This is a genomic window from Janthinobacterium sp. GW823-FHT03B06, assembly GCF_058796955.1.
Map to the genome: position 1 here is coordinate 640,117 of NZ_JBXAJE010000001.1, position 12,028 is coordinate 652,144.

The following is a 12,028-nucleotide window of genomic DNA, read 5'->3' on the forward strand; positions in this document are numbered from 1 at the left end:
AAGGACCGCATGTTGCCGCTGCCAGCCAATGTCGGCTGGCTTGTTGCCAGATAAAATCACCCGTCTGATTACAGAACCGTCCTACCTCGATACCCGGCATCGTCCGACTGGCGTGTGCCGGTGCCGCGCCTACACTGTTCTTTGATAGACCCGGCGGCGGGTCCTTTCTTCTTACAGGAGGCTGATATGGCGAATATCCAGGCAGGATCGGACGGTGCGGCAAAACAGGAAATGTCGGCAAAGCGCTTGAACGTGGTCGACTGGATCTCCATGATCCTCTTGATCGTGGGCGGCTTGAACTGGGCGCTGGTGGGCCTGTTCGATATCGACATCGTGGCCCGCATCCTCGGTGCCATGACGGCGGCTTCGCGCGGCGTGTACGTGCTGGTGGGGCTGGCGGCGCTGTATTCCATTTACCTGTGCCTGCGCAAGTTCCCGGCCAAATCCTAGACGGGAGGATACATGCCTGTTGGTGCAAGCCCCAAGCGTGAACGCGAATTCAAGAAGCTGGAACGCGATTTCAAGCAGGAAGGACGTTACCCGGGCCGCGAGGAAGAGGTTGCGGCGCGCATCGTGAACAAGCAAAGGGCGCAGTCGGGTGAAACCAGGCAAGCGCAGGAGCGGAAAAAAGCCGGCGGCGCTGCCCCGGAGGCGTCACCACCTGACTTGCCCATCGCCGGCTACCAGCAACTGACGGTGGCGCAGATCCGCGGCAAGCTGGACGGCCTGTCCGCTGCCCAGCGCAAGCGGCTGCGCGCTTATGAGGCGGCACACAAGAAGCGCAAGGGTGTGCTGCAAGCGCTGGAGGCTTGAGTTGGCGTCATGAGCTGGATGCGGTGTCCGGCTGTCCATGCATGCGTTATGGGACGGCTTGCTGCGTGCGCAGGTAGGCCAGCAAGTCGGCCACTTGCTGCGCATTGCCGATGCCCCAGAAGCGCATGTTATTGCCGGGAATGAAATCGCTGGGCGCCTTGAGGAAGGCGGCCAGGTTTTGCTCGGTCCAGACAATATTCGCGTTTTTCATGGCCGCCGAGTATTTGTAGTCGGTGGTGGCGCCGGCCTTGCGGCCGATCACGCCCGTCAGCTTGGGGCCGAAGCCGCCGCGCGCCGATGGTCCCACCTGATGGCAGGAAGCGCATTTGCGAAATGCTGCCTTGCCCGCTTCGGCATTGCCGGTGAGGGGGGCGGGAGCGGCAGCCTGCGCGACGGCTGCTGGCGCCAGCAGCAGGGCTGCAGCGGCCAGAGGGAAGAGCAGGCGACAAAGAAAGGTGGATGTCATCGGTGAGGCGGGCATGCAATGCGTGGCAAGCGATGACGCATTTTACAGGCGCACATCAAAACCTGCCCGCCAGCACGACATGGATGCGAGGAAGCGGCGCACGACGGATGCAATACCGCTAGCGCTTGCCGCCCTGTGCGCCCAGCGCCGCCATGGCCGACGCAAACACGATGCAGGCGATGGCCAGCCACTGGGTCAGGCTCAGCAGTTCTCCCAGCACAGCCATGGCGGCCAGCGCGCTGACGGCCGGCGCCGCGCTGCTGAACATGCCGAACACCCCTTGCGGCAAGCGGCGAAGGGCAAAGATTTCCAGAGAGTAGGGCAGGGCGCTGGACAGCATGGCAATGGCCAGGCCCATCAAGGCAATCGACGGCGCCAGCAAGGCTGTTCCCGAGTAGGTGATGCCGATGGGCACCGTCACCATGGCCGCCACCGTCATGCCCCAGGCCACCGCCTGGCCACCTTGCAAGGTCGAGGCGCGCTTGCCGAAGATGATATACAGCGCCCAGCACAGGGCCGCCCCCAGCGCATACGCCACGCCGACGGGGTCCAGGCTGCCCGGACTGCCTTGCAGCGGCAACAGTAAATACAAGCCAAACACGGCGCACGCGACGGCCAGCAAATCGCGCGGCCGGCGCGATGACAGCATGGCCACGGCCAGCGGCCCCGTCACCTCGATGGCCACCGCAATACCGATCGGTATCAGCGCAAACGCCCGGTAAATCAGCAAGTTCATCAACCCCAGCACGGAGCCGTAGACGAGCAAATTCAGCACATCCTTGCGCGTCAGCCGGTAGCGCCACGGCCGGAAGATGGCCAGCAGGATCAGCGCCGAGAACCCCACGCGGTACGCCGTAATCCCCTCGACCCCGATGACGGGAAACAGATTCTTCGCAATCGCCGCCCCCAGATTGACGGAAATCTGCCCTCCCAGGACGGCCAGGGAAGGGAGCAGGATGTTGTCGGGGAGGGCGGAGGTCGAGGCGGGGGAGGTCATGGGGCGGTATTTTAATACGGCATCGGATGCACGGCTTTATTTTTAGGAAAGCTCTGATCACTGGAATTCGGGTTTGTGTGCTGAGAAATTAGTGACGCCATAAGCGATCAAGGGGCCCGCCCGCCGATAGTCCTGGCGTCCGGAACGTGTTCCGGTCAGGGATATGGCTGCTCATGCGCTACCCAAACGCGTTGCAAACCGAGGCGGTCGAGCAGTTGGTGTTTCATCTGCTCGTCGCTGAGATTGAATAGCCGTAAAATTAGCAGCACACGCACCATCCGTTTGGTTGAGAACGGTAAACAACCGACGCGTTTGCAGCTGGGGCCTGGAGCAGCGGCATCGACTGCTGCGGCTAACGCGGCGAAGTCAGCACGCTGTTCCAGCAGTCGCAGCGTATCGCCAAACTTGTTGAGCTTTGCTTTGTGCTCCTGGTCGGCAAACAGGCTGTGTTTGATCATCACAGTCGGGAAAATGGTGCCACCGGCTTCATGCCGGAGCTGGAGAGGGTTTTTGAGGCGCGCACGAGGTCAGAGAATGTCAGACTACCTCAAGCGTCACGCATGCAACGAATGCGTGACGCTTCACATAGAATATACCTGTCTAGCTGATCCCGGTTTGTTTATGCAGCTTGTGACGCTAAAACGTCGTAGGCTTCCAAGATCAGGGAGTAAATTCCGGCAGAGTTGTTATATGGGGCTGCACTAGAAAAATAGGCGGTGATACGGGAGTATTCCCCATTCACTGTTCCTGGTTTGTACCAGTCGCTATAGTGAAAATTCGACGCGCCAGCACCGCTCGCAACCTGAGGCAGGGTAAATTTGATCGTTTCGCCAGAAAACATGTTGAAAAGAATTTGCACGTTGCATTGACCACCTGCATTTTCGTCAAAATAGACTGCTTTCAGACGGTACCAGCGCGATGTACCGGGTGCCGGAGCTGGAAATGCTGCGAATGGTGCAATAATGTCTCCCGAGGGGCAAGGTAGCGGACCTGGCGCCTCTTTTGTGAGCTTTACAAACGTTTCGTTACCCTTTGGGAAAATAATTTGGCTTCCAACGATAGTCATCAATTTCTCCATTTTTTAAATTTCGAAAATTACGTTTTTTACCTACCTACCTTGTCGATATGCAGCGTCACAAGTATGGCAGGCAATAATGACAGATAATCTATCAAATTATAACATTTGCAATATATTGCAAATTATGCATTTCCCAAATTCAACTAATGCTGAGGTACCTCGAACACACAGGGTTACGAGGCAGTGCAATAACGGCATCACCACTGTCCGCGATCCATTGGCCCGGGCGCGTAGAAGGCGGAAATCGCGCCCGGAGGGTTTGTGGGGCAGACAGACACGATCTCATTCGTTTGCCCCTCTGGCTCAAGCAGGTGTCACGTTGCGAATGCCACTGACCCACGCTCACCGTCTCTTTTACTCCAGCTTCAACGCCTTCGCCACATCCCCCCACGCCACATACTTGAAGTTCTGCGGCCCATCGGGCAAGCGCTTGTAGCCGTCCTGGATCACCAGCATGCCTTGCGCATACGCACCGCCCAGGTTGGCGGAGGTGACGTCGAGGCCATCCGTTTCCGAGGTGCCGTCTATGCCAGCGGGCAAGTTGAAGCCCACCTTGAAGCGGCCGCGCACCTTGTAGGGCGCTTGCGTGTCGAGCACGACATAGCTGCTGTCGCCCTGGCTGGAGACGATCAGGTAGCCGGTGTCGGGCTTGGCGCCTGGCTGGCGGTAGATGGCCATGCCTTCCACATCCGCCGTCAGGTGCGCTCCCACGGGCAAGACCATGGTCAGCGCGTCCGGTTTGGCGGCGTCGGCCGAGGTGGTCCAGATGCCGCGCGTTTCCTCGCCCAGGAACAGTCTGGCGTTGGCATCGTCGGCCACGCAGCCTTCCGGTTGGGTGTCAACCTTGAAGCTGCGCAACAGAGTCGCGCTGAATTTGCCCCCTTCCAGGCCGATGCGGTATTGCTGGAAGGTGCCGTCCTTGTCGTTGATGAACGCTTGCACGCCGCCGCCGGCCGGTTGATATAAACACATGCCGTAGATGCTTTTCAGACCGGTCGGGAAGCGGCCCGCTTCCGCCACCTCGCCGCTGGCATTGATGGTGAACAACATCATGCTGTTGTCGTCGCGCTGGGTGGCCACGGCCAGGTCGACCTTGCTGCCGCCCAACTGGATGTTCTGTCGCACGTCGACGTTGTTCAGGCGGCCCACTTCCAGCAGCTGCGTCTGCTTGCCTTGCAGGTCGTAGACGAGCAGTCCTTGCTTCTTGTTGGTACCGAGAATGCGCGCATCGGCTGGATTCCTGGACAGCCAGATGGCCGGGTCGTCGGCCGCGTCGCCCTGGCGCGCCATCGGTTCCGTCTGCGCTTGCGGGGCGATGATGGCCACCGCAGGCTGCGTTTCCGCTTTGCCTGCCCATTTCAAGGGCCGCGCCTGCCAACCGTTCTTGCCGCGCAGCAGCAAGGCGTCCTTGTCCAGCGCCAGCTGGCTGTCGCCCTTGCGCACGTTCAAGGCGACGGACTGGGCCGGCTGCGCCGTCCATGTATTTCCCTGATGCGTGACCAGGTGCAGCTTGTCCGCCTTGCCGTCGAGCACGGCCACGCCGCCCGGCAGCACGGCCAGCGCACCGGCGCCGCCGTCGAGCTGGCCGTACGGCTTGCGCAGGGCCACCACTTCGCGCTTGCCCATGCCTTCCGAATCGGCCTCATACGCCCACACGCCCATGTTGGACTCGCTCACCAGCAGGCGCTGCGTGCCATCGTCGACGCGGCAATGTTTGGCGTGCGGCGGCAGGGCCAGTTTGCGTACCAGGCTGCGCTGCTCGCCCTGCATCACCCACTGTTCCGCCTGGCCATCCTTGCCGATCAAGAACAGGTGATCGAGCTGCTGGGCGTCGCGGTACAGGCACGATGCTTCCACGGAAAATGTCGGCACGGGAAACGGCGCCAGTTTCACCAGCTTGCCCGCCTGCACGTCGACGGAGACGGGCAACGGGCGCTGCGTGTCCGCCTCCAGGAAGACGGCCAGGATGCGATTGCCATCGATGCGCGTGTCGAGCTGCTTGGCGCGCACGGCGATGCGGTCCTGCTCCTGGCCGGCCGCATTGAACAGACGCAAGCCGTGCTTGTCCAAAGTCAGCCAGCCGCCGCCGGGCAGGCGCGCCAGTTCCTCCGCTTCCTGCGTGAAGGAGGGGGTGGCGTTGGACGCGACGGGGGCGGCTTGCACCGTGCCGCTGATGCAGAAGGCAGCCAGCAAAGCGCTGCAGAGTACGGTTTTTTTCATGTTATTGATAATCATCAGAAGGCGCTGGCTTTCAGGCTCACTTTGAAAGTGCGGCCGTATTGTTCGTTTTGCACGTTGTATGGCTTCGTGCCCTGGTAGACATAGTATTTCTCGTTGTTCAGGTTGGCTGCCTCGAACGTCACCTGGAACTGCTTGTTGATCTGGTAGGACAGCGAGAAATCGAGCTGTTTCTGGCTGTCCACGATACGGTCCTGGCTTGGGTCGAGGATATCGCCGCCCATTTCCAGCAGGTAGGGCGACTTGTAGTTGAGGGCCAGGCGGGCGCTGACCGGGCCCGTTTCATACCCCAGCATCACATTCATCACCTGGTTCGACTGGCCCGGCAGGCGGATGTCGCGGTTCATCCGCTGCTTGCTCGCCTTGTCGTAGCGGCCGATTTGCGCGCGCGACGTGCTCAAGGTGCCATTCACGCCGACGAGGAATTTGTTGAAGGGCGCCGGCAGCATGCGCAGCGGCTGCATGTAGGCCAGTTCGATGCCCTTGACTTTCGCCGCGTCGCCGTTCGCATACGAGGTGGCCGTCGTGTAGCCCGTCCAGGCTCCCGTGCCGGCCAGGTTGGTCGTGTACGTAAAGTTCTTGATGTCCTTGTAGAAGCCGTAGGCCGACATCACGCCGTCGTTGCCCAGGACTCTCTCGATACCGAGGTCGAGGTTGTTGGCTTTCAAGGGTTTCAAGTCCGGGTTGCCGATCACGGCTTCCGTGTTGCTGGCCAGGCTGATGCCGGGTGCCAGCTGGCTGAAGTTGGCGCGCACCACGGCTTGCGTCCAGGCGGCCCGCACGCTGGTTTTTTGATCCACATCATAACGGGCTTGCAGGTTTGGCAGCCAGTTGGTGTACGAACGTTCGCGCGTCAAGGCGGTGGCGACGCCGGCACTGTCCACCTGCGAACCGGCCGCCTCGAAGCTGGTGCGCTCGGCGCGCACGCCGCCGAGGATGTGCCAGGCGTCGAAGTCATAGCTGTTTTGCACATACATGGCGTTGATGTCTTCATGCATGCGGTAATCGTTGATGATCGATTCCGTGGCCAGGCGCGCCTTGTCGCGGTCCAGGCCGGCGACCCTGGCGCGTATCAGGGCCGGGTCCAGCGCCACGCCGATGTTGCCCAGGTCGTAGTCGAGATTGTGGCCTTGCACGAAGTTGCTCATCGAGGTGGAGCCGGCACCCCAGTAATTGCCGCTGGTGGCCTTGCTGCTGTTATACGCCCATTGATCCGTGTCATTCGTCTTTTCGCGGCGGCTGACTTTGGCGCCGAATTTCAGGGTGGCGATGTCGAACTTGCGCGCCAGGTCGATGCGTGCATGGTGTTCATTGTCCTTCGAGTAGCGCTTTTGCAGCGTGATGGCGTTGAGCGCGTAGCTGGCCGGGTCGTACAGCGAGGCGGGGCCGCTCAACAATGGTTGCTCGGTGCCATTGAAACTGATGCCGGCAAAATTGCTGAGGCCGCGGAAACGGCCGTCGTTCAAGGATTCCGGCGTGTCTTCCGTGGCGCGGCTCAGGCCGCCTTTCACGTCCAGGGTCCAGTCGCCCGATTTCTGCTGCGTGCCCAGCACGAGCGAGCGCACTTGCTGCGTGTACTTGCGCTGGCGGATGCGGCGTTCGGCGCGCGCGCTGGCCGTCTGGCCTTCGGCCAGGCTGCCGCCGGCGATATTGCTGATGGTCAGGCGGTCGCGCACTTCATCGTCGGAAAATTCGCTCACAAAAGAGCGCAAAAACCAGCTGTTGCCCGCTTCCGGACGGTAATCGAGGTTGACGGCCAGGGCGCCGCGTTTGCGCACGGGCAGGTAGTCGCGCAATTCCAGGCCCGACAATTTGCCCTTGCTCCAGGCGCCGCCCGTTTCCACGTCATCGGAGCCGAACGAGCGCTTTTCCGCGCTCAGGCCGGCGGCCACGCCCAGCTTGCCGTCGAGGAAGCGCTGGGCCCACAGGGCGCCGCCGCTGGGGCTGGTCTTGCCCGTCTTTTCATCATGGCTGGCGGCCACGTTGGCCGACAGCAGCTTGCCCGGCAAGTCGAAGGCGGACAGCGATTTCACTTCGATGGTGGCGCCCAGCGAGTTGGCGTCCATTTCCGGCAGCAAGGTCTTCGAGACTTCCAGCGTGCGGATCAGGCCGGCAGGCAGGATATCGAGCGCCACGGCGCGGCGGCCCGCTTCCGGCGACGGCACCAGCGCGCCGTTGATGGTGACGGCATTCAGGTCAGGCCCCAGGCCGCGCACCGTGATGTAGCGGCCTTCGCCCTGGTCGCGCTGCACGGACACGCCCGGCAAGCGGGCCAGCGCCTCGGCCGCGTTTTTATCGGGCAAACCGCCGATATCGTCGCTGCTGATGACGCTGATGATGTTGTCGGCTTTCTCTTGCGCGGCGATGGCGTTGCGCAGGCTGGCGCGCTGGCCGCTGACGACCACGGTGGCGGCCGGCTGGCCAGCCGCATCTTGTGCTTGCGCATGGCTTTGACCGCTGAAGACGGCCATGATGGCCAGGGACAGGGCCGTCAGGCGCAGCGGGGAGGGGAACGATGTGTGCGTGGTTTTCATGAAGAGCTCGGTTAGGGAGGAAGGAACCGGGCGGATTCTAGGCAGCAAATATGACGGTTGCGTGACAGGCAATCGATTGCCACCCTGAAAACAACGGCGGGTGAACGCTTTCCGGCCGGAAATGAACCGGGGTGAGCTGAAATGACCTGCCGGCGCAGGGCGCATGGGCAAAGGCTCGCCGTATTTGCATGGGAGTCTATGGTAATGATGAGCCGTTTGCACCTGCCGCACGGGAGCGCGGCATGTCATCGTGCCGTCATGGGCAGGCGCTATCGTGGCGGCAGCACCACTTTTAAAGGTTTTCCCACATGCTGCCATTGCACCGTAACAGCCTGATTGCCGCCGCACTGGCCTTGCCCCTGTTCTTGTTCCTGTACGCCACATTGGGCCACGTTAAACCGTTTGCCGTCTGGAAGTGGATGGATATCGTCTGCGAAGGCGGCACGGCCGTCATGGCGGGCATCTGGTTTTTGTTTACCCTCAGCAGCCGGCCGCGTGGACGGGTGACGAGCCTGATCGCCGGCGGCCTGTGCGCCATCATGCTGGGGTCCTGGGCCGATTGCCTCGATGAATTCTTCGCCATCGACAAGCAGGAAGTATGGGATAACTGGCTGGAAGCCTTGATCCCGTTCGGCATGCTGGTGCTGACGATCGGCATGTATTACTGGCGCCAGGAACAGTTCCGCCTGAACGAACATCTGCAAAAGCGCGAACGCCTGTTCCGCGACCACCGCGCCTTCGACCGCATCACGCAGCTGGCCGACGCCAGCTACCTGCGCACGCAGATGCGCCTGGAGCAGGAACGCCGGCCTGGCCTCGATTGCGCGCTGGTCTTGCTCGACATCGACAGCTTTCACCTGATTAACCGTGAATACGGCCACCGCGAAGGCGACCGCGTGCTGCAAGCCGTGGGCCACATGCTGCTGTTGAACTTGCGTAATGACGATTTGCTGTGCCGCTATGCGGGCGACCGCTTCGCCGTGCTGATGCCGGGCGTGTCGCGCGAGGATGCGGCCGTGCGGGCACGCCACCTGTGCGTCATGGTGGGGCAGATGCGCCACCACACCAACGACAACCGCGAAATCCGCCTGAGCCTGCGGCATGCGTGCTCGCTCACCGATGGCGTGCCGGAAGTGGTGCTGGCCGAGCTGAGCCGGGCCGTGGAAACACCGGGCCGCAGCGCCAGTCCCAGGGCCGGCAGTGCCGCGCCCGCCTGATGCCGCTGATTCAGCAGGGCGACCCCAGCATCGCGGCCCATCACCAGCCGGCGCTGGTGCTCGATTATGCGCGCAGCCGCGACCTGGCCACGGCGCTGCTGCTCAAGGGCACGGGCCTGGACGGCGGCGCGCTGCCGTCCGCGGAAAGCCAGGTGAGCGCCGCGCAATACCTGCAATTGCTGGCCAACGTGGCGCGTGGCCTCGACAGTGCCGACACCAGCTTCATGCTGGGCCAGCAAATGTTGCCCGGCCATTACGGCGCCGCCAGCCATGCCTTGCTGCAGGCGCAGAATCTGCGCCAGGCCTTGACCATCCTGTGCGATTTTCATACCTTGCTGTGTCCGCTGCTGCAGCCGCGCTTGCGCGAGGCCGGCGACATGCACGTGCTGTACTGGGTCGATGCGTTCGGCGCGCCCAGCCAGCTGCCTTTTTTGGTGGAAATGCACATGACGGCACTGGCGGCCATGTGCCGCTGGCTGGCGGGCGAGTCCTTGCCATGGCGCTTCTGTTTCAACCGCGCGCGGCCCCGCCACGTGGAGCAGCACGAAGTGCACCTGGGCCAGTCCCTGCGTTTCGATTGCCAGGTGGACGCCATGCTCATCGATTCGAGCTGGCTCGACAAGCCCTGGCCGCGCGGCAATGCCACGGCGGCGGCGCTGGCCTTGCGCGCGGCGGCCCTGGCGCCCGTGCCGGCAGCCAGCCTGCTCGGTGCGCTGTACGACTACCTGCTGCTCAATATCCGCTGCGCACCGACCCTGGAGCGCACGGCGCAGGAATTCGGCGTCAGTCCCGCCACCCTGAAACGCCATCTGGCGCGCCATGGCACGCATTTCCAGGCCGAGCTGGACCAGGTGCGCGCGCACAAGGCGATTTATCTGTTCCAGGCGCATGGCTACGACAACGATGCCGTGGCCGCCTACCTCGGCTTTCATGATGCCACCAACTTCCGCCGCTCGTTCAAACGCTGGACGGGGCAAACGCCGCAATTATTGCGTCACGCGCTGGCCCTGTTCGTTGCTGGATGATCGCCGGCGTTGCGCGCCGGCGCCACGCAAGGTCGTTCCTGAGGGAACAATTGCCCGTTCTGCTACATCCATAGTACACTCGATCAGAGAGCGGACAGACGCGCTTTGAGGCGCTCCGGTACGGCGTCACGCGACGCCGCAATACCGCCATCACGATGGCGGGCCGGCGGCAGACAACCGGCGTGCCGTGCCTTAACCCAGCCTGGAAACTGGCGTCACCAGTGTGGTGCGCCGGAAACCGGGCAACTTGATAATGCTCAATCGTGTATTCACAATCGCAGATCGATCCAGTCGTCAGTTTCCGCAACACCCAGGGTGAGGCGGTGCGCGGCACGATTTTCAACTTGCAGCGCAATTCGCTGGTCATGGAAATCTATAATCCATACTCGATTGTGCAGGTCAGCGAGGTGCTCAATGACGTGACCGTGCGCATGGGGGCGAAAAACGCCTACGTCGGCAAGGCCGTCGTCATCAGCAGCGTCAACACGGGCCTGACCGCCATCGTTTCCGTGACCCTGATCGACGAGTGGCGCGAGCTGAGCGATGTGGTCGTCGTCAAGGGCGCCGTGTTGAAAGAGTCGAGCGCCTTTGTCGCCGGCTGGGGCGAGCGCTTCCGCATCCGCCGCGACTACCAGATCGTCGTCAACGAAATGCGCGCCTTCCTGTCGGAAGTGGCGCGCTGGGTCGAGCAGGTCGACTTGTCCGACTCGCTGCCCAAGGAAAACGGCCGCCTGCGCCCCGATATCTTCGACGAGCTGGCCTTGCCGCTGATGGAACAGACCCAGCTTTACTTGCGCCAGCTCGAGGTGGAAGCCTCGCTGGTCGAGGAAGAGCGGGCGCCGGCCCACCGCGCCTTCGCCCAGGCGGCGCTGCACCCGCTGATCCTGCGCGCCCCGTTCGTTTTCCGCACGTTTACCAAGCCGCTCGGCTATGCGGGCGACTACCAGATGGTCAACCAGCTGCTGGACGATCCGCGCCAGGGCCCGAGCACGTATTTTCAGATCGTCAATGCGGCCTTTCTGCAGGCGGCCGTGGCGACGGCGCACCGCAACCGCATCGATATCCTGACGGAATTTTTGGCGCAAAAGGCGGCCGCGGCGCGCGCCGCCGGGCGTGTGTATAAAGTGCTCAACGTGGGCTGCGGCCCGGCCATCGAGGTGCAGCGTTTTCTGGAAACGTGCCCCGATGCGCAATGGCTGGCCTTCGAACTGGTCGACTTCAGCAGCGAGACGCTGGACTGGACGCGCGCGCGCCTGACCACCATCATGCAGCGCACGGGGCGCGTGGTCGAGATCGATTATGTGCACGATTCCGTGCACAACCTGCTCAAGCGCCGCCACGGCTCGGGCGCGACGGGCTTGCCCGGCAGTTTCGACGCCGTGTATTGCGCCGGCCTGTTCGACTATCTGTCCGACAAGGTCTGCGCGCGCCTGCTGATGCACTTCGCCTCGCGCGTGGGGCCGGGCGGGCGTCTGCTGGTGACGAATGTGCACGCGGATAATCCGGGCAAGTTCGGCATGGAGCATTTGCTGGAATGGCATTTGATCTATCGCAATGAAGCGGGCCTGTCGGCCTTGCTGCCCGAGCATGCAAGGGACCCGAAAATCTATGTCGACGCCACTGGCGTGAATGTGTTTGCGGAAGTGAGCATTCCTTGATC

General features: G+C 62.4%; 11 protein-coding genes. 5 read left to right on the forward strand and 6 right to left on the reverse strand.

All coding sequences use genetic code 11. The features are described 5' to 3' along the window. Positions 1-186: 186 nt before the first annotated feature. Both AC1RBA_RS02935 and AC1RBA_RS02940 read left to right on the forward strand, forming a co-directional pair. The gene (locus tag AC1RBA_RS02935; RefSeq protein ID WP_083287945.1) at positions 187-450 is read left to right on the forward strand and encodes a DUF378 domain-containing protein; all 264 of its coding nucleotides are present in this window, start codon (positions 187-189) and stop codon (positions 448-450) included. 12 nt (positions 451-462) lie between these two features. Beyond that, positions 463-813 carry a hypothetical protein gene (locus AC1RBA_RS02940; RefSeq protein WP_070218421.1) on the forward strand — a complete coding sequence of 117 codons (351 nt, stop codon included), beginning with the start codon at positions 463-465 and terminating at the stop codon, positions 811-813. Between the two features lie 46 nt (positions 814-859). On the opposite strand, the gene AC1RBA_RS02945 is transcribed toward AC1RBA_RS02940, so the two are convergent. The 6 genes from AC1RBA_RS02945 to AC1RBA_RS02970 form a co-directional block, all read right to left on the reverse strand. Next, complete coding sequence (locus tag AC1RBA_RS02945) at positions 860-1,294, reverse strand: c-type cytochrome (protein ID WP_227741974.1); 435 nt, start codon at positions 1,292-1,294, stop codon at positions 860-862. Between the two features lie 103 nt (positions 1,295-1,397). Continuing rightward, positions 1,398-2,276 (reverse strand): EamA family transporter, encoded by an 879-nt coding sequence (locus AC1RBA_RS02950; RefSeq protein ID WP_070292269.1) that lies wholly within the window; start codon positions 2,274-2,276, stop codon positions 1,398-1,400. Between the two features lie 155 nt (positions 2,277-2,431). After that, on the reverse strand, positions 2,432-2,734 hold the full coding sequence (locus AC1RBA_RS02955; protein ID WP_070218419.1) for a transposase: 303 nt from the start codon (positions 2,732-2,734) through the stop codon (positions 2,432-2,434). A gap of 161 nt (positions 2,735-2,895) precedes the next feature. Then, complete coding sequence (locus tag AC1RBA_RS02960) at positions 2,896-3,342, reverse strand: hypothetical protein (RefSeq protein WP_139143683.1); 447 nt, start codon at positions 3,340-3,342, stop codon at positions 2,896-2,898. A 366-nt stretch (positions 3,343-3,708) separates the two neighbouring features. Then, positions 3,709-5,574, reverse strand: coding sequence for a phytase (locus tag AC1RBA_RS02965; RefSeq protein WP_492416497.1), 1,866 nt, complete (start codon positions 5,572-5,574; stop codon positions 3,709-3,711). Positions 5,575-5,588: 14 nt separating this feature from the next. Beyond that, the gene (locus tag AC1RBA_RS02970; RefSeq protein ID WP_492416499.1) at positions 5,589-8,126 is read right to left on the reverse strand and encodes a TonB-dependent receptor; all 2,538 of its coding nucleotides are present in this window, start codon (positions 8,124-8,126) and stop codon (positions 5,589-5,591) included. 308 nt (positions 8,127-8,434) lie between these two features. Between AC1RBA_RS02970 and AC1RBA_RS02975 the strand changes: the two genes are divergently transcribed. From AC1RBA_RS02975 to AC1RBA_RS02985, 3 genes are all read left to right on the forward strand, one after another. After that, positions 8,435-9,343, forward strand: a complete 909-nt coding sequence (locus AC1RBA_RS02975) for a GGDEF domain-containing protein (protein ID WP_070218417.1) — start codon at positions 8,435-8,437, stop codon at positions 9,341-9,343. Beyond that, positions 9,343-10,368, forward strand: coding sequence for an AraC family transcriptional regulator (locus AC1RBA_RS02980; RefSeq protein WP_492416502.1), 1,026 nt, complete (start codon positions 9,343-9,345; stop codon positions 10,366-10,368). The genes AC1RBA_RS02975 and AC1RBA_RS02980 overlap by 1 nt, the downstream gene beginning before the upstream one ends. A gap of 263 nt (positions 10,369-10,631) precedes the next feature. Further along, positions 10,632-12,026, forward strand: coding sequence for a class I SAM-dependent methyltransferase (locus AC1RBA_RS02985; protein WP_070218415.1), 1,395 nt, complete (start codon positions 10,632-10,634; stop codon positions 12,024-12,026). The last annotated feature ends 2 nt before the right edge of the window (positions 12,027-12,028 follow it).